The sequence below is a fragment of the Cohnella thailandensis genome (genome assembly GCF_014212135.1).
In the GTDB taxonomy this organism is placed as follows: Bacteria; Bacillota; Bacilli; order Paenibacillales; family Paenibacillaceae; genus Cohnella; species Cohnella thailandensis.
Genome location: NZ_JACJVQ010000007.1, coordinates 216,047 through 234,839, shown reverse-complemented (window position 1 = coordinate 234,839; position 18,793 = coordinate 216,047). Strand labels below are relative to the sequence as shown.

The following is an 18,793-nucleotide window of genomic DNA, read 5'->3' as shown; positions in this document are numbered from 1 at the left end:
CAATATGTAAGCGTTTCTATAATAAAAGGGCAAACATCATTTATGGCCATAGGGGGCTAATAAGTATGAAAAAGAAAGCAAAGATAGCGGCTTCGATTCTAGCGATGTCCGTCGGAATCGCTTCGCTTGCGGCATGCAGTTCGAATAACGGAAATTCCGAAGAAGCATCTCCCAGTCCTTCCTCCAGCAGCCCTGCGTTAAATATCGTTGACGGTAAAATCGATCATGCCGTTACGATTACAACCGTCCGCGGCGAGGATCCGACCGCTACATTTAAGAACGGAGAGAATTATTCGGATAACGTTCACACTCGTTGGGCTAGAGATACTCTAGGCGTTGACATCAAAACGCTTTGGACCTCACCCACCGGCGACGGCTCTTACGACACGAAGCTGAAGCTTATGCTCTCGTCCGGCGACAAGCTCCCCGACATCTTTGTCTCTACGCAGCAAGAGACGACGAGCATGTTCATCGAATCGGGGAAGGTCATGGACGTGTCAGAGGCGTTCGAGAAATACGCTTCGGCGACGTGGAAGGCAGCTCTGGCGGAGACGCCGACTGCGTGGCAGCCCTTCATGAAGGACGGCAAGAAGTACGCCATCCCGGTTATCCGCCAGAACATGGGCACTCAGTCTCCGCTATGGATTCGGCAGGATTGGCTGACGAAGCTTAATCTGCAGGCGCCGACGACGCTTGAGGAACTGGAGAAGGTCATGGACGCGTTCGTGAACCAGGATCCGGACGGGAACGGCAAGAAAGATACTGTAGCGCTGGATTTCGGCATGAAAGACGCGTTTCTAGGCTACCCAATCGGTGATACTTCGTGGATCTTCGGCATGTTCGGTGCCATTCCGGAAAGATGGTATCCTGGCGAAGACGGCAAGCTGCAATACGGCTCGATACAACCCGGCATCAAGAACGCGCTTACGAAACTTAAAGAGTGGAAGGACAAAGGTTATATTGCAACCGATATCGCCTTGCATGATTTCAATAAAGTCGCGGAGACAGTCGCGGCTGGCAAGGTAGGCATGCTGGGCGGCGAGAACTGGTTGATGGTATACCCGGGTTCTCTGATGCTCGCTTCGAATCCGACGGCCATGTACGTCCCTTATACGTTGCCGACAGGCGAAGGCGGACAAAAGACGCTTCGCACGATCGGAGTTCCCTATACTAGCGCGATCTTGATCAGTAAAGACATCACCGACGAGGCTCTGCAAGCGTTCTTCCATTATCAGAACACGTTGTATACTGCCTTCGAGAGCGACGATCCGTTCTTATTTAAGGGATTCCAGGAAGGCTATGATTATGTTATTAAGGACGGCAAGGCCGACATGAGCGAGCAGGACATTCCTGGCGGCAAAGCCGCAACGATGAAATACACGTTGACGGGCGCAGCTTCCATTTATCCTTCCAAGACTCTTGCGACGGACATTAAGATCGCGAAAGGCGAAGAGTTGACTGGTTCGGATTTGGCATCCATGGCGACGACGGGAATTATCGGAGTAGATGCAACCAATCCTTTGGAATTGATCACTAGACAAGCTACTCTTGTCGCGATGGAGCAGACGGATTCCGACGTGCCGGAATACTTCCTCGGGTCTTCCACCGATACGATGTCCTCGCGCAACGAATTGTTGAAGAAAATGCAGATGGATACGTTCACGAATATCATCTACGGCAAGGCCTCTCCGGATGAATTCGATTCGTTCGTGAAGAAGTGGAAGTCTTCCGGCGGCGATGACATCACGAAGGAAGTCAACGAGTGGTACGATTCGGTCAAGCAATAAACCTACAACAACCGCGGCGGCTTCGGGGATACCGAAGCCGCCGTCCCTTTAACAGCCGAACAAATGGCGCAATCTCATATATCGCGAGGATAAATGCTCCTATAATGTTAAATTCAATCTAAAGATGCATGGGAGAGTAAAATATGACAACATGGCAAATGGAGTATTTTCGATCTCCGTCTAAACGATTCCGTCCGCGAATGCGATGGTGGCTACCCGGCGCGTTCATGGAGAATGAGGAAATCAAACGGGAAATCGAGTGGATGGCGGAGGCAGGTTACGGCGGTGCGGAAATTATTCATTTCTTCCAGATTCCGAATGTAGAAGTAAAGCCCTCAGATTATGGCCGATATGGGTTTGGGGGTCCGGAGTGGAACGATCGGATGAAGGCAGCGCTAGAAGCGGCAATTCCGCTAAACTTCCAATTAGACTTCACGATCGGACCGCTGTGGCCGATTGCGACTCCCGCCATCATGGATAAGAACGATGAGCGGTGTGCTCAAGGGCTTCACGTGGGAACGATCATAGTAACAGGAAGTTATAGCGGCGAGATTCCCGTTCCCGCGACAATCGATCCGGAAAGGAATTATAAGCTAACAGCCGTAACCGCAGCTCGCCAAGTAGAAGGCGGGGAGACGGTAGGCAACCTGAAGACGCTCGAACTGGAGACGGCCGTTGATCTAACGCACAAGACACGAGGCAAGCGCATCGAGTGGACGGCACCCGATAGCGGCAAGTGGTGCCTGTTTGGCTTCTGGAGCCAAACAAACGGCCAGATGAACGATTCGATCGGAGCCCCCGTCATCGATCATTATTCGAAGGCTTCCGCCGATGCGGTGACGGGTTTCTGGGAGGAGCACCTTTTTGCAGATCCGTACATTCAATCACTGTATGAGAAGAACGCCGGCAATTTATTCTGCGACTCGATCGAGCTAAACGCGACTATGCAAGGAGGAATGTACGGCGCAACTCCGATGGCCGTCGCGATCTGGTCTCCGAGCGTCTTGGAAGAGTTCCGTGCCCGTCGGGGCTATGACTTGACTCCTTTTCTTCCCGCTATCTTCGTTAAGGGACTCTATCAATTGGGCGCGGGCAACAGAACGGACGGAAACTCGGAGTACGATTTCGCCGAACGCGAGGCGAACGGCCGCATCCGAAACGACTTTTTCACTACGTTGACTGAGCTGTTTCGCGACAATCATTTGCGGACGTTAAGACTATGGGCGAACGGACACAACATGAAGCTTAGATATCAGACCTATGGGATGACCACGGAGTTGACGTCAGGTTTAGCCGAAGTCGATATTCCCGAGACGGAATCGCTTGGCTTCCGCGATTCGACGGACGGATATCGGCTGCAGTCGGGGGCGGTTCATCTCTATGAGCGCGAGATTTATTCCATCGAGGTCGGTGCGGTGATGGGATACGGCTATAAGCAAACCTGGACGGGTCATGATTTCGGTCTGTTATGGCAGTTGCATCGCGGTTTCTCGGCTGGCGTCAACCAAGCTGTGCTCCATGGCATGTCCTACGAAACAGCGTCCGCCTCCGGCCATTTCGAGGCGATGTTCAAGTGGCCGGGAATGTCTCTGATGGGCAGTATGTTCTCGAATGAATGGGGGACTCGCCAACCTACCTCCAGGCATGCCAGAGCATTAACGGATTATATTGCGCGAAGCCAATACGTTTTGCAACAAGGAAAGCCCAAGGTCGATTTGGCGATTTACCGGCACCATATTGACGGGATCCATGAAGGTATGGGAACGGAGCTTACACCTTATGAGTTAGCGGGATATACGTATGATTTTATCAGTCCCTGCCTGTTGGAGACACCGAGTGCCAAAGTGGGAGAGTTTAACGGGCAACCCGCTTTGGCCGCGGACGGGCCGGCTTACCGGGCGATTATCGTCGACATGCGCAAGAATACGGTCAGCGGCGATTGGATGTCTTCCGATCTCCCAGTCGAGACGGCTGAACGGTTGATCGCTCTAGCCTCAGAGGGACTTCCTATCGTTCTAGTTGGAAACATTCCCTGCCGAGTCGTCTCTTATCCGGGAAGCATTGCTGACCTGAAAATCCAGGAATCTCGATTACAGGAGCGGATTGCCGTCTTGCTGGATAGGCGTACAGTACGGCTTGTTCCAGATCAAGCACATGTATTCGAGGCGTTGGCTCAGCTCAATGTCGTCCCTGCGGTGCAATTCCGAAGCGGATTACCCTTATTATCTGCTCGACGTAACCAAATAGGATGCCAATACTACTTCTTATACAACCCTAGCTGTGATGAGACCTATGACGGAGAAGTTCTGCTAGAGGGGCGGGGGGTTCCGGTTCGTTTGAACGCTTGGGATGGTTCAGCGAACCCAATAGCGGCGAATTTGTTTCCACTTGGGCGTGCTGGAGTGAAGCTCCGACTGGCCCCGAACGAATCAGCGCTCTTCGCTATCCTCGAAGAATGGCCCGAAGGGGACGGTCTGGAGAGTCCGAAACCATCGGGTACAGGAAAACACGTCGTTATGGATTGTTGGTCGCTAGAGGTGGAAGGTTGGAGTCCGGGCGATCAACCGACCTCAACTAAGCTCGAGCATATCGAGGTGGAGCTGGATGAGCTTCGTTCCTGGACCGAACTGCCGGAACTGCGATCCGTGTCCGGAATCGGCCGATATCGAACGGAACTTCGACTGGAAGCTCACGGGGGGAATAGGAATTCCGTCATTCTGGACTTAGGTGAAGTGAGTGATACATTCCGAGTATTTGTGAATGGGAGGGGGATACAAGGCGCGAATCAGATCGGCCGTCGGATTCAGATCGGCGAATATATCCAATTCGAAGGAGTTAATACGCTAGAGATCGAAGTAGCGACGACTTTGAACAACGCTTTAATGGCGTCGGATCCGAATCGTAAACCGCAAGAGTGCGGATTAATGGGACCTGTAACAATCTATTATAATATTTAGCTTTAGAGGTATGGGGCCGAATTCGGCTCCTTTTTCCGCATGTACAACCAATTATTTCTTGCATGATACGAAATGTTAAGATAGTGCTATTTGATCTTTGAATCGCGTTATATAACGCTACCGAAGCCTCCGGTACACTTTTAGATATGCACGCACCCATTGTCGGACTAGGAGGCATATCAATGGAGAGAGAACTTTCGAACAAAGCGCTGGCGGGAGATGCGATGGGGCAGTTTGCCCTCAATATAGGCACAGGCTTATTAGGAATGATCACTTATTATTATACCGATATCGTCGGGGTGTCGGCGGGAATCGTAGGCACGATCATGCTCATGACCAAAGCGATCGACGCCTTCGCGGACGTAGGCATGGGCGTTCTGGTCGATCGGACGCGTTCTAAACATGGTCAGGCAAGGCCTTGGCTGTTGTGGATGATGGTTCCTTTGTTCGCGTCCATCTTGCTGTTATTTTCGGTGCCGGATATAGGGCGGGACGCTAAGATTGCCTACGCCGTGGCAACCAATATCCTTTTCTTCGTGTTCGTTTACACGCCTCTGTCGATTCCCTACGTAAGCCTGATGGCTTTAACGACGCGAAATCCGGCCGACCGCGGACTTATGGGGGCGTTCCGGGCGGGGGCCGGCTATTTGGCGGGCATGGTCGTAGCCATAGGTTTCGTTCCGATCGTTAATGCCATGGGGGGCGGCAGGCTGGAATGGACAATGCTTGCGGCGATCTTCGGCGCCATTGCCGCAGCTGGAGTTTACGTCGCCTTCCGTTCGACGAAGGAGAAATATAACACGCAACAACTGAAAGACAGCGGCGATGTGAAGAAGACGTTAACGCTTTTCTCTTCCTTCAAGTTGCTTTTTACGAACCGGTACTGGCTTATTATCTTCAGCGCGGGGCTGTTGTCCCAGATTCTATTCGGGTTATCGGCGACTTCCGGCATGTATTATGCGAAGTACGTCTGGGGCGACGTCAATTTGGTCAGTCTGATGGGCGGCATCGGCCTCATTCCCGTAGCGATCGTATTCTTGGCATCGGGGCCGCTGATGAAGAGAATCGGCAAGCGCAACACCGCAGTCCTCGGTCTAGCAATTGGCACGCTTGGGATCCTGCTTAGAATGATGGATCCAGAGAGCATATCGCTCGGCTTGGTTGGGTCGCTTGTACAAGCCTTCGGCATGATTCCCCTTATGATCGTTCTTCAGCCCTTGAATGCGGACACGATCGAATACGGCGAATGGAAACACGGTCAACGCATCGTCGGATTGACGAACAGCGTGAACAGCTTCGGCGGCAAGATCGGAGCCGCATTGGGGACGGCGATAATCGGCTGGATGCTGGCATGGGGCCATTATGTGGAGGGCGCCTCCGAACAGAGCGCGGCCGCGAAGCAGATGATCATTACGTTTAACTTGCATATTCCTCTGGCGATTTATATCGTCGTTGCTATTCTGCTGTGCTTTTTCTCTTTAGAGAAGCAATATACGCGTATTCTTGACGATCTGGAACAGCGCAAGGGAACTTTCGGCATGTGAGGGGAGGATCAATCATGAACGCAGATTGGTTTGAACGAAGAGTCGGAGCCATCTTGATCGCTTTCGCTTCGAATGGAAAGGGAAAGCTGAATTACGGAAGCAAGCCAATCCGATTCGAGCGCGGCGATTTGATTGTTCTTCCGATAGGCGACGAGCTGGACGTTGCAGCCGACGAGGAGACTCTCGCTTACCTGCAGCTCGTTTGTCGCAGGCTTGTTTCCAGCGACCTGGGAATGGCTGCGCCGATTCTTCCGATGAGGTGGAGGGTACTCCCGCCATACGCGGAGGAGTTCGAACGGCTTCTAAGCGGTTTGCCTAAGGGTGAACGACTTTCCTCTTCAGTTGGAGGCTCCTCCCCTGGATGGGAGACGTTCATGGATTGGTTGCTGCGGGAGCCGGAGAAGTCGGAGCTAAAGCCTTTCGAGCAGGACGAATCCCCGATCCGCCAAGCTCTGTCCATCATGGGCTGCCGATTCATGAATTCGCTATCCGTCACGGAGATCAGCAGACTTGTCGCGATGAGCACCCGGCATTTTCAACGTATGTTCAAGACGGTCACAGGAAAGTCGTTCGTGCAGATGCTTCAGGAGGTTCGGATTCGGCACAGCTGCGGATTGCTGCAATTCACGAGGCTAAGCGTCCAATCGGTCGCGGAGACCGTCGGCATCTTCGATATGTACTCTTTTTATCGCCTTTTTCAAAGCCATTGCGGGATGACGCCGGGTGCATTCCGCTCAAGGATGCAGTCCTGATTTCCCCCCTGAAAATGGCGCGATTCCACATCGTTTTCGCCTCCGCGGTCTGTTATTTTCAAGGAGAAGCAACATTCTTAAACGAGGAGGAATTCGGGCATGCACGAACATCATCGAAGAGCTTTGGAGGCGCTTGCCGAAGAGATTAAGCAAGACCCCGACGTGTTGGCGCTGGTGACCGCGGGCTCCGTCGCTCAGGGCAGAGCGAGAGAGTCGTCGGATGTGGATGTTTTCTTAATCCTGAAGGACGAAGCTTACGAGAGACGCAAGAATTCGAATGATTTGTCTTATCTGAACCGCGAGATCTGCGATTACGAGGGCGGATATATCGATGGGAAAATGGTGAACGTCCGGTTCCTGGAGCTGGCGGCGGAGAGGGGAAGCGAGCCGACCCGGAACGCTTTCGTCGGATCCAAAGTCGTTTACTCGCAATTGGAAGGCCTTCAATCGTTGATCGACCGGATTCCGGTATACCCCGAAGAGAACCGCGAGCGTAATCTGCGCGATTTCTATGCACAAATTTATTTATACGGCTATTATTTCTCGAATGAAGCAGCCCAGAAGGGCAATGTATACCTCCTCCATCATTCGGCAACGCAGCTCGTCCTGTTCGGCGGCCGAATCATTCTCGCCCATAACCGATTGTTGTTCCCTTGCCACAAGGACTTGATGAAGGCAGAAAAGCAAGCGCCGTACAAGCCGGAGGGGTTCGCGGAGCAGGCTGAAGTCCTGCTGAAGGAGCCGACCGTAGACAAATGCATGTCCTTCGCGGCGATGCTGCTCGGATTCCGGGATCCTGGCATTCCGTTCGAGCAGGCTGTCAGCTTGTTCGTCGACAACAACGAATGGAATTGGCTCGAGCACGAGCCTCCTCTAACGGATCGTTAATTCAAGTGGCTCGCAGAAAGGATGAATTCCCATGATCATCACTAGATTAAAAACAAATCGAATCCCTAATCCATTAGGTTTTTTCTTAGGAGAGCATCCCCGACTTTCTTATGTGGTGGAAGAAACGAACGCAAAGAAGCAAACCGCCGCCCGGATTGAGGTTGCCCTGGACGAAGCTTTCGCCAATTCCATTTATGATAGCGGTAAACGAGCCCACATTGACAGTCTTTCCTTCGAGCTGCCAATCGAGCTTACGCCGAGAACCCGATATTATTGGCGAGTCGAGGTTTGGGCGGACAACGGCGATCACTCCGTTAGCGAGACGGCCTGGTTCGAGACGGCTAAGCTGGACGAGCCTTGGGAGGCGAAGTGGATCGTTCCCGAGATGGACAAGGAACAGCACCCGGTTCTCGGCCGTACGTTCGAGCTGGCCGGTCCTATCAAATCCGCGCGAGCTTATGTTTGCGGACTGGGCTTATACGAGATGCAACTGAATGGATGCAAGGCTGGCGACGAATATTTGACGCCTCACTTCAACGCTTACCAGAAGTGGCTTCAGTACCAGACGTACGACGTCACCGATTTGCTGCGGCAAGGCGAGAACCGGGTGGAGGTCAGCTTGGGCAACGGTCTCTACAAGGGGCGCTTCGGCTTCGAGGGCGATAAGTCGGAGCTGTACGGAAGCGAGTTCGCTCTCTTGTGCGAGATTCGCGTCGTCTACGCCGACGGAACGGCGGAGGTGCTGACTTCCGACTCGGATTGGACGGCTACGAGAAGCCGGGTCTTGAGCGGCAACCTTTACGACGGCGAAGTTTACGACTCGACTTTCGAGTCGATGATCTCGTACCCGGTGCGGGCGGCCGAGCTCGGGTATGATCGCTTGACGGCAAGGCTTAGCTTGCCGGTTGTCATCAAGGAAGAGCTTAAGCCGATTGAGGTCATCCATACGCCGGCAGGCGAGACCGTGCTCGATATGGGCCAGAACATGGTCGGCTGGATGCGATTCAAGACCAGTGCTCCGAAGGGAACGATTATCCGACTCCAACACGGCGAAGTGCTCCAGGACGGCAACTTCTACCGCGACAACCTGCGCACGGCCAAAGCGGAATATGTGTATACGGCCAATGGGGAAGAGACGGTCGTTCGACCGTACTTCACGTTCTACGGCTTCCGGTACGTGAAGGTGGAAGGCTGGCCGGGCGAACTTGATCCGAACGACTTCACGGGATGCGTGCTCTACTCCGACCTGGAGCAGACCGGCAGCTTCGAGACGAGCGACCCTCTCGTGAATCGACTGTTCCTGAACGCTCTGTGGGGCCAGAAGGGCAACTTCCTGGACGTTCCGACGGACTGCCCCCAGCGGGACGAACGGATGGGTTGGACGGGAGACGCTCAAGTCTTCTCCGGTGCCGCCTGCTTCAATATGGACTCGTATGCGTTCTATCGAAAATATGGCTACGACATGGGCAAGGAGCAAGAGGATCGCGGCGGCATGGTGCCAATGGTCGTCCCGGCGGCGAACGTCCAAGGAGGCGGCTCCAGCGCTTGGGCCGACGCGGCGACGATTATTCCATGGAATGCTTATCTCCATTACGGCGACAAGGCGATCCTCGAGCAGCAATTCGACAGCATGAAGGGCTGGGTCGACTACATTATCCGCGCCGACGAAGGCTCGGGAGGACGCCGGCTGTGGACGGTCGGATTCCACTTCGGCGATTGGCTGGCGCTTGACGGCAGCAATCCGGATTCCCCGATGGGCGGCACAGACACGGACTTTATTGCTTCAGCTTATTATGCCTATTCGTCGCGATTGGTCGCCAAAGCTGCCAAAGTGTTGGGCAGGGAAGATGAGGCCGACTATTACGAACGGATCTCCGAAGAAGTGAAGCAGGCGATCGAGGACGAGTTCTTCTCCAGGAACGGACGTCTCGCATTGGATACTCAGACGGCGCATGCGGTCGCTCTTTACATGGATCTGGTTCCGGAGGCCTTTAAGGTAAGGGTAAGAGAAGGATTCGTCCGAAGGCTGAAGCTGGACCGCAATCATCTGAGAACGGGATTTGTCGGAACGCCTTACCTGAACTTCGCGCTCTCGGACAACGGACTCGAAGAGCTCGGGTATACGTTGCTGCTGAACGACGATTACCCAAGCTGGCTGTATGCCGTCAAGCTAGGCGCCACGACCATCTGGGAGCGATGGAATTCGATTCTTCCGGACGGCAAGATCAGCGGAACCGGCATGAACTCCCTGAATCATTACGCATACGGCGCCATCGCGGAATGGATGTACCGGGCGATCGCGGGGATCAATCCTACCGAAGAGTCGCCAGGCTTCCGACATGTCGAGCTTGCTCCGAAGCCGGATTTTCGCTTGAAGTGGGCGAGAGCCCAAGTAAATGCCGCATCCGGCACCTATAGGAGCGAATGGGCCTTCGATGACGAAGGCGGGCTTGAATTCCGCTTCGAGATTCCGTTTCATTCGACGGCCCGGGTACGGTTGCCGCGCGCCGACGCCGCGACGCTGGAGATTGAGGGGCCATTGTCGGCGTCAGAGGCGGCGGTTCAAGAGGGAGAAGACGCCGTGCTTGAGCTGGACAGCGGAAGCTATGCGATCCGGTATCTGCCGACTCGAAGCTACATCAAGATTCTGAGCACGAGTACGCCGTTGGCCGAGCTTGTTGCGAACGCGCGCGCGCTGGAGTTGATCGCGCCTTTGGTTCCTCCCGGCATCGAGCTGAACCCCGATTCGCTCCGGTTGACGATCGGCGACGCATCGCCACGAGAGCTGGCTGTTTATTATCCGATGGACGAGAGCTTCTTGGAGGATCTCGATTTGAAACTGAAAGCCATTAGCAACTGAGGATCGTTAGCCAGAGGGAAAGGAGCTTGACATGAAACATTTCTCGTTGGATCTCACGAACGAAGGAGTTGCTCTGACGGCCTACCTATTGGATTCGTCGGCGGAGATGCCTAACGCGAACGTTCGACCGGCTATCCTTATCTTCCCGGGCGGGGCTTATCGGGTTTGCTCCGACCGGGAAGCCGAGCCGATCGCCCTGGCCTTCCTTGCGGAAGGCTATCACGCCTTCGTCCTGCGCTATTCCCTGAACGAGAACGCGGCTTTTCCCCGTCCGCTTAATGACGCTGAGGAAGCGATAGAGAGGATAAGGGAGCACAGCGAAGAATGGGGAATCGATCCGGACCGGGTGGCGGCCTGCGGATTCTCCGCGGGGGGCCATCTGGCTGCCGCGCTAGGAGCGATGGGGCGGCTTCGCCCCAATGCGCTTATTCTCGGATATCCCTGCATCCTGGAGTCGATGGGCGGCATTCTGCCCGCGCCGATCCCGGATGTAAGCAAAGCCGTCGATGGAAGGACGCCTCCGACCTTCCTGTTCCATACGTACTCGGACACGCTCGTTCCCGTCGGCAATTCCTTGGCGTTCGCATCCGCGTTGGAGCGCGCCAAAGTTCCGTTCGAAATGCATGTTTTCCAGAATGGCGTTCACGGCTTGTCTCTCGCGAAGGCATCGACTTCCGGCGGTTCGAAGGCGATGGCGGACGCGGACGCGGCCAAGTGGTTCGGTCTCGGCGCCGCTTGGCTGAATAATGTCTTCGGGGATTTTCCCGCCGATCGCGAAGGATCGTGGGACGTTGAAGTCGAACAGTTCGGCGTGGACGTTCCGCTTGGCGTCTTGTGGAAGAACGCGGAGTGCAAGCGTCTCGTTCTCGAGAGACTTCCCGTTCTGCAGGAGAGCCCGCAATTGGACGACGCGATGGGCGTTCCGCTTCGAATGGTGGTCGAATTCGGCGGAGGCTTGCTGACGAACGAACAGCTTGACGCACTGGATCAAGCTCTGCGAACGGTACCCGTAAAGGCGAATAAAGAAAGGAGGAGCGAACAATCATGAGCCGATCTATTCGCGATATCGTCGCGCAATTATCGTTGGAAGAGAAGGCCGGTCTCTGTTCAGGAGACAGCTTCTGGATGACCAAAGCGGTCGAGAGGGTGGGCATTCCGTCCATCATGCTGACGGACGGTCCCCATGGCTTGCGCAAGCAAGCCGGAGACGCGGATCACCTCGGCCTTAACGCGAGCGTGCCGTCCACTTGCTTCCCGTCCGCCGCCGGAATGGCCAGCTCTTGGAACCGGGAACTGGTTCGCCGCATCGGCGTCGCGCTCGGAGAAGAGTGTCAAGCGGAAGGAGTAGGAGTGCTGCTCGGTCCCGGAGCCAACATTAAGCGTTCTCCGTTGTGCGGCCGGAACTTCGAATATTTCTCCGAAGACCCTTATCTTACCGGCGAGATGGCCGCAGCCCACATCGAAGGCGTGCAGAGCCAGGGAGTCGGCACGTCGCTGAAGCACTTCGCCGTCAATAACCAGGAGCATCGCCGCATGACGACCGATGCGGTCGTGGACGAGCGAACGCTGCGAGAAATCTACTTGACCGGCTTCGAGTCCGCGGTGAAGAAGGCCCAGCCTTGGACGGTGATGTCCGCTTACAATAAGCTGAACGGAACGTATTGCTCCGAGAATGAGACTCTTCTCACTCGGATTCTTAAGGAGGAGTGGGGGCACGAAGGCATCGTCGTCTCGGATTGGGGCGCCGTCAACGAAGCCGCGGACAGCGTCGCGGCCGGCATGGAGCTGGAGATGCCGTCAAGCCACGGAGAAGGAGCTCGCAAGATCGCGGCAGCCGTGCGCGCCGGCAAGCTGTCCGAAGATATGCTGAATCGATCGGTCGAGAGGCTGCTGTTGGTCGTCTTTAAGGCGGCGGACAACCGCAAGCCTAATGCCTCCTACGATCCGGAAGCGCATCACAAGCTTGCGCGCGAAGCGGCCCGGGAGACGATGGTTCTGCTGAAGAACGAAGGGAACCTGTTGCCGCTTCCGAAGAGCGGCAAGCTGGCGGTCATCGGAGCCATGGCAGAGAAGGTCCGCTATCAGGGAGGCGGAAGCTCCCATATCAATCCGACGAAGCTGGACGATATTCGGGAGGAAATCCGCCATTCCGCAGGCAAGGCTTCGGTGGGCTTCGCATCCGGCTATCTGCTGGATAGCGACGATCACGACGATGCTCTGATGGAGGAAGCGAAGAAACTGGCTGCCGGATCCGATGCGGCGGTGCTGTTCGTTGGGCTGCCCGACCGTTATGAGTCGGAAGGCTACGACCGTACTCATCTGAGCTTGCCGGCCAACCAGATCCGGCTGATCGAAGAGATCGCATCCATTCAGCGGAACGTCGCGGTCGTGCTTAGCAATGGCGCTCCGGTTGTCATGCCATGGCTTGGAAGCGCGAAAGCCGTGCTGGAAGCGTATCTGGGCGGACAAGCGGCCGGAGGAGCGATCGCGGACTTGCTGTTCGGCGATGCCAATCCGAGCGGCAAGCTAGCCGAGACATTCCCGGCCAGCCTAAGACATAATCCGTCGCATCCCTACTTCCCCGGCGAAGGCGATCGGGTGGAATACCGGGAAGGGATCTTCGTCGGTTACCGCTATCACGACGCGAAGGATATCGAGCCGCTCTTCCCGTTCGGCTTCGGTCTAAGCTACACGACCTTCGCTTACTCCGACCTTGAGCTTGACCGAAGCGATATCGTCGACAGGGATACCGTCAAGGTAAGCGTCAAGGTAACCAACACGGGCGATCGTTTCGGGCAGGAGGTCGTGCAGCTTTACGTGAAGGATATCGAGTCGACCGTCATTCGTCCGGAGAGGGAACTGAAAGGCTTCGCCAAGGTTGCGCTGCAACCCGGAGAAACAAAGATCGTTCGCTTCGAGCTGGATAAACGAAGCTTCGCGTTCTACGATGTCGAACTCAAGGATTGGCGTGTCGAGACCGGGGATTTCGAGATCGGCATCGGCGGCTCGTCCCGCGATATCCGGCTGACAGCGACGCTTAAAGTAACCTCAACGCACGAGATCGTCCCGCACTTTCATCGCAACACGACGCTGGGAGAACTCATGAGCAACCCGGCCACCGTGCCGATTCTAGCGCAGCTTCAAAGCATGGCTCCTTCTTCCGAGCCTCAATCGGAAGCCGTGAGCGCGGACATGATGATGGCGATGATGCGCTACATGCCGCTTCGCGCGTTGCTTCCGTTCACGGGCGGCGCGATGACCGAAGAGCACCTCGCCGGGCTATTGCAGCAATTGAATACCGCCGTTCGGGCAAATTCCAATCTAGCGGAGGGAACAAGCATGACGTATAACGGAGATTCCAAAATCGGCGACTTGCTCGCGAACGAGACGACGAAGGCCTTGCTGGAGAAGCATCTGCCGGGCATCTCGACCAATCCGATGATCGAGATGGCGAAGGGCTTCACGCTGACTCAGTTGGGCGCTCTTCCGCAAGCGGGCATCCCGGTGGACACGCTGGATGCGCTGCTCGCGGATTTAGGCGGCGTGGCAAGCGAAGAAAATCCGACTCATGCAGCCCCGGCATCGGAGAGCCCGAAACCGACTGCTAGCATCGGCGCGCAGGTTGCCGTCGTCACGGGAGCCGGCAGCGGCATCGGTCGCGCGTCTTCCCTGAAGCTATCCGAAGCCGGCTTCAAAGTCGTGGCCGTCGACTTCAACTCGGTGACGGGCGAAGAAACGCTGAGCCTCATGCGCGAGCAGGGCGGCGAAGGTCTCTTCGTGCAAGCCGACGTCTCGAAGGAAGAGGACGTCGAACGTTATGTCAAAGCGGCCATGGACACTTATGGCCGAATCGACGCCTTCTTCAACAACGCGGGCGTGCTGCAGAAGTTCACGCTTCTGGAGAACCTGGACGTCACCGAATTCGATCGCATCCTGAATGTCAACGTTCGGGGCGTGTTCCTCGGCCTGAAGCATGTGCTCAAGGTCATGCACGCTCAAGGCTCGGGCTCGGTCATCAATACCGCTTCAACGGCAGGGCTGCGGGCCGAACATAGCATGTCGGCATATACGGCGAGCAAGCACGCCGTCATCGGTCTCACGAAATCGGCGGCGATCGAATACGTCAAGAAAGGCGTGCGCGTGAACGCGATCTGCCCGGGCGGCGTCGATACGGCGCTGACGCAAGCGGTTCCCGCCATGATGCAGGAGTCCGGTTATGTTCCGGAGGAGTTCCCGAACATGCGGATGGGACGCTTCGCCGATCCGGCCGAACTGGCGGAGATGGTGGTCTTCCTCGCCTCCTCGAAGTCCAGCTATATGACAGGATCGGTTATCGCGGTAGACGGCGGGTTGACCTTATAGTTCATTCAAAGGCTGTCCCGAAGTCATTAGACTTAGGGATGGCCTTCCTTCTTCGTTTGAGTTGCCGATATAATCGCCTTTCTATGTTCTTCACGCGCTAGCCCAACTGTTTTCTAATCCCGTTAGACCGTGTTAAGATAGGGGCTATTACCAAGTCCTCCGGGAGATATCGTCATGAAGATAACATTCCAAAAGCTGAACGGACTCCTAGCGAAATGGAAGTGGAATAGATGGAGCATGAGAAGAAAGCTGCTAGTGTTTTATCTTCCGTTATTCGTCCTTCCGTCCGTCATCGGGTTAAGTCTTCTTGCTAAAAGCTACAATACCGCCACCAAAGAAAATGCTACGGCCTACTCCACGACCATCGTAAATCTTACCGCCGATAAGTTGAATTCAGAGATAGCTATCCTAAACAGCCTTAGTCTGCAGATTCTGAATTCATCCGAAGTCATCTCCACCTTGTCGGCTTCCAGCTCGAACGAATTTGAAAAATTGGAAATTCAAAGGTCCTTGGAGCAAAAAGTGCTTCCCATTATCGGAGGAATCGATAAAGATCGAATAATGGGTTGCGTTTTCATGATGCCTAACGGATCTTTTGTCATTGGCCAGAATCCGGGTTCCGAACTGGATATCGTCAGTAAGAATGAAATTCGATCCAAGAACGGAGCTCCCTACTGGTCTTCCGTAAAAGATGATCCTCAGGAGAACGGGGAAGTTCGCGCATTTAGGCTGAGTCGGGTTTGGAAAGACGATGCTTTCCGGCCTGTCGGTACTTTCTATCTTATCGTCAACGCGGACGTGTTTAGGGATATCTTGAAATCCGCGATGACCGGAAGCAATTCGCGGTTGGAGCTGGCAGGAACGGAAGGAGTATTGCTAGGAGAACAAGTACAGGAATCGAATGCATCCTTGCAAACGATACGCCTTGCCAAAAGTCTCGGCATCAACAACTGGACGCTGGATGCTTATTTTGCGCCGCATTCCCTTTATAGCACCGTCTATCGAATGAGCACTTTCGCGGCTTGGCTTGCCGTCGGTTGCATTCTTCTCGGGATCGTCGCTTCGCAAATCATTCGTTCGGACGTGGCCGTCCCCATACACAAGCTGATGACGAACATGAGATTGGGATTAAAAGGACATCCTCCTAAATCATTACGCAAATTTAACGGCGCTCGGGAAATTACCGAATTAAACGATACCTTTATATCGGTTATGTACGAGATCTACAACTTGGTCGAGGAAGTGAAGAAAAGCGAAGGCCGCAAGCGGGAAGCGCAACTAAAGGTCTTGCAGAACCAGTTATCCCCTCATTTTATGTACAACACGCTAAATTCGATCCGATGGATGGCCATGATCCGCAAGCAGGACCATATCCGCGAAATGGTCGACGCGTTAAGCAACTTGTTAAGATATTCGATTCGGGATACGGACGAGCTTGTCAGCTTGGAAGAAGAGCTGGACGTCATGCGTAATTTCGTCAAAATCCAGCAGGTCCGTTACCAGAATTTTGCATTTGCCGTGGAGCTTGACGATGCGGTTCGCGAGCATCGATTGCTTAAATTTCTACTGCAGCCGTTATTGGAAAACGCAATCATTCATGGACTATCCGCGATCCATCATGCGGGCGAAATTCGAATCGAAGCAACCAGAGACGCCGGATATTTAAGAATATGGATCAAAGACAACGGAATCGGCATCCCCCCGGATAGGCTAAATCGAATTCGGGAGGATATCCGCACGGGGAATCCGAATAACCACATCGGTTTATCTAACGTTAAAGAACGAATCGAGCTCCATTACGGCCCGCCTTATGGACTGGATATCGCGAGCCGTCAAGGGGAAGGTACTTTAGTGGAACTTAGACTTCCGCTTCTAGAGAAGAGGGAGGCGAACCCGAATGTATAAAGTAGCCATCGTCGACGACGAATCGTTGGTCCGCGTTGGGTTTCAAACTATCATAGATTGGCAGGCGAACGGTTACGAGCTGCAGGGGACGTACCGGAACGGCAGCGAGGCATGGAACGCTTTCTGTGCCGAGGGATATCCGGATATCTTGCTCACGGATATTCGCATGCCCGAGATGGATGGACTGGAGCTGATTCGCAGAATCAGGGAAACCGATGAAGACATGATCATCCTCGTATTGAGCAGTTATGAAGAATTCGAATATACCCGACGCTCGATTCAATTGGGCGTTCATGATTATATCCCGAAGCATCTATTCGATCCGGAAGAATTGCTCGGCACTCTCGGGAGATTGAACGATAAGAGAAGCATCCATGCCGCCAGCAAGCTTACCCATCCGAATAAATCGGAAGGGCTGAAGGCGGAGAAACGCAGCTTGATGACAAAATCGAGATCGATTCCGGGCATCATAGAACCATCGGATCCGGTACCCGACAAAGATTTTCCTTTACTCATCGAGCAGGCGGAGAAGGGGGCGCTTATCGAGTGGATCGCCATTCGCGAAGTGTTTGCGGGTCAGCCTTATTTGGAGTCGGATTTGTCCGCGCTCGGGTTTTTGCTTCACGATTTAATGGATAAAGCAGAAGGCTGTCTTCCTCTCGGCATTGATCAAGGGGTATTTCTTGGGTTGATTACCGCTCCACGATCGAAAGGGCGGACAGATCCCTCGTCTCTACTCGGAATGATAGAGGAGTGGATAGAAACGGTACGGCAGAACCTTGCCGTGACCATAACAACAGGAATATCGGCGACGGGGGAATTCCGGGAAGCGAAGAAACTGAGGGCTCAAGCCGAAAGGGCTCTGAATGGCGTCTCCTTTTTTAAAGGCTCGGGAATGAATCGGTATCGTCCTGAAATGTCGGATGAACCCTACATCCGGAACAAGTGGCTGCAATGGCAGGATCATGCGAGGGAAGCGATTCAGAGAAGGGATGCCGCCGCACTGACGGAATGGATGATCCAGTCTGGCGAGGATATGGCAGACTGGTGTTCTCCTGACGAAGCGATTCGATTGGTGAATTGGGCTTTGAAATTATATCAGTCGAAAACGATGGATTTGGGGCTTGGAGAGTTAAGCTCGTCCATGATTCCGGAAATCCGCCTGCTCGAAACGGCGGGTCCAGCTTCTTCGTGGTCCGAAATCGTTGCCAAGTTCGGCCAGGCTATCGAGGGAATAAGGCAGTTGCCGAAGGGAAATCTCCATAGCAAGTCGTGGCTAACGCCCGTGTTGGCCTACGTCGATGAACATTATGCAGAAGGAATACGGTTGGAGGATGCCGCAAGCATCGCGAATCTGAATGTCAATTACTTCAGTCATCGTTTCAGTCAGGATGCGGGAATGACCTTTCTGGAGTATTTGACGCGAGTGCGTATCCGTGAAGCGATCGTCTTGATTCGCGATCGACAATTGTCTTCCGAGGAAGCGGCTTCGCGAGTAGGCTACCCCAATGCGAATTACTTCGTTAAGGTCTTCAAGAAGGTTACGGGAATGACGTTATCGGAATTCCGAAGAGCGGAGCAGGGCCATCTAAAGAATTGGAACGGAATCGAATAATTCGACATCTCCACCTCCCGTATCGGATACGGGAGGTTTCGTTATCCATTCGTTGTTGCAGAAGAACGAAAAAATCGGAATCAAACGCTAAATAACGTTAATGGCGGCTAAGGAAAGTCGAGT

General features: G+C 54.2%; 10 protein-coding genes and 1 pseudogene. All 11 read left to right on the top strand.

What is annotated here, in order from left to right; genetic code table 11:
- The first annotated feature begins 65 nt into the window (after positions 1-65).
- The 11 genes and pseudogenes from H7B67_RS10940 to H7B67_RS10895 all read left to right on the top strand — a co-directional run bounded on the left by H7B67_RS10940 (position 66) and on the right by H7B67_RS10895 (position 18,670).
- Positions 66-1,787: a type 2 periplasmic-binding domain-containing protein gene (locus H7B67_RS10940; RefSeq protein WP_185119859.1), complete on the top strand. Its 1,722-nt coding sequence runs from the start codon at positions 66-68 to the stop codon at positions 1,785-1,787.
- A gap of 143 nt (positions 1,788-1,930) precedes the next feature.
- On the top strand, positions 1,931-4,744 hold the full coding sequence (locus tag H7B67_RS10935) for a glycosyl hydrolase (RefSeq protein WP_185119858.1): 2,814 nt from the start codon (positions 1,931-1,933) through the stop codon (positions 4,742-4,744).
- 182 nt (positions 4,745-4,926) lie between these two features.
- Positions 4,927-6,288, top strand: a complete 1,362-nt coding sequence (locus H7B67_RS10930) for an MFS transporter (protein WP_185119857.1) — start codon at positions 4,927-4,929, stop codon at positions 6,286-6,288.
- Between the two features lie 14 nt (positions 6,289-6,302).
- Positions 6,303-7,040, top strand: a complete 738-nt coding sequence (locus tag H7B67_RS10925) for a helix-turn-helix domain-containing protein (RefSeq protein WP_185119856.1) — start codon at positions 6,303-6,305, stop codon at positions 7,038-7,040.
- 99 nt (positions 7,041-7,139) lie between these two features.
- Positions 7,140-7,928 (top strand): nucleotidyltransferase domain-containing protein, encoded by a 789-nt coding sequence (locus H7B67_RS10920; protein WP_185119855.1) that lies wholly within the window; start codon positions 7,140-7,142, stop codon positions 7,926-7,928.
- Positions 7,929-7,959: 31 nt separating this feature from the next.
- The gene (locus H7B67_RS10915; RefSeq protein WP_185119854.1) at positions 7,960-10,788 is read left to right on the top strand and encodes an alpha-L-rhamnosidase; all 2,829 of its coding nucleotides are present in this window, start codon (positions 7,960-7,962) and stop codon (positions 10,786-10,788) included.
- A gap of 31 nt (positions 10,789-10,819) precedes the next feature.
- A complete protein-coding gene (locus tag H7B67_RS10910) occupies positions 10,820-11,836 on the top strand; it encodes an alpha/beta hydrolase (RefSeq protein ID WP_185119853.1) in 1,017 nt (338 codons plus the stop codon).
- Positions 11,833-14,085: pseudogene (locus tag H7B67_RS10905) on the top strand (beta-glucosidase); the annotation flags it as partial. The gene H7B67_RS10910 and the pseudogene H7B67_RS10905, both read left to right, overlap by 4 nt.
- Before the next feature lie 42 nt (positions 14,086-14,127).
- The gene (locus H7B67_RS30845) at positions 14,128-15,150 is read left to right on the top strand and encodes an SDR family NAD(P)-dependent oxidoreductase (protein ID WP_343069207.1); all 1,023 of its coding nucleotides are present in this window, start codon (positions 14,128-14,130) and stop codon (positions 15,148-15,150) included.
- Between the two features lie 576 nt (positions 15,151-15,726).
- Positions 15,727-17,055 carry a sensor histidine kinase gene (locus tag H7B67_RS10900; protein ID WP_185119851.1) on the top strand — a complete coding sequence of 443 codons (1,329 nt, stop codon included), beginning with the start codon at positions 15,727-15,729 and terminating at the stop codon, positions 17,053-17,055.
- Positions 17,048-18,670, top strand: coding sequence for a response regulator transcription factor (locus H7B67_RS10895; protein WP_185119850.1), 1,623 nt, complete (start codon positions 17,048-17,050; stop codon positions 18,668-18,670). The genes H7B67_RS10900 and H7B67_RS10895 overlap by 8 nt, the downstream gene beginning before the upstream one ends.
- Positions 18,671-18,793: the final 123 nt, after the last annotated feature.

Coding starts and splice junctions, on each gene's coding strand:
- H7B67_RS10910 (WP_185119853.1), top strand. CDS start 10,820: ATGAAACATTTCTCGTTGGATCTCACGAACGAAGGAGTTGCTCTGACG.
- H7B67_RS10940 (WP_185119859.1), top strand. CDS start 66: ATGAAAAAGAAAGCAAAGATAGCGGCTTCGATTCTAGCGATGTCCGTC.
- H7B67_RS30845 (WP_343069207.1), top strand. CDS start 14,128: ATGACGTATAACGGAGATTCCAAAATCGGCGACTTGCTCGCGAACGAG.
- H7B67_RS10900 (WP_185119851.1), top strand. CDS start 15,727: ATGATGCCTAACGGATCTTTTGTCATTGGCCAGAATCCGGGTTCCGAA.
- H7B67_RS10935 (WP_185119858.1), top strand. CDS start 1,931: ATGACAACATGGCAAATGGAGTATTTTCGATCTCCGTCTAAACGATTC.
- H7B67_RS10895 (WP_185119850.1), top strand. CDS start 17,048: ATGTATAAAGTAGCCATCGTCGACGACGAATCGTTGGTCCGCGTTGGG.
- H7B67_RS10915 (WP_185119854.1), top strand. CDS start 7,960: ATGATCATCACTAGATTAAAAACAAATCGAATCCCTAATCCATTAGGT.
- H7B67_RS10930 (WP_185119857.1), top strand. CDS start 4,927: ATGGAGAGAGAACTTTCGAACAAAGCGCTGGCGGGAGATGCGATGGGG.
- H7B67_RS10925 (WP_185119856.1), top strand. CDS start 6,303: ATGAACGCAGATTGGTTTGAACGAAGAGTCGGAGCCATCTTGATCGCT.
- H7B67_RS10920 (WP_185119855.1), top strand. CDS start 7,140: ATGCACGAACATCATCGAAGAGCTTTGGAGGCGCTTGCCGAAGAGATT.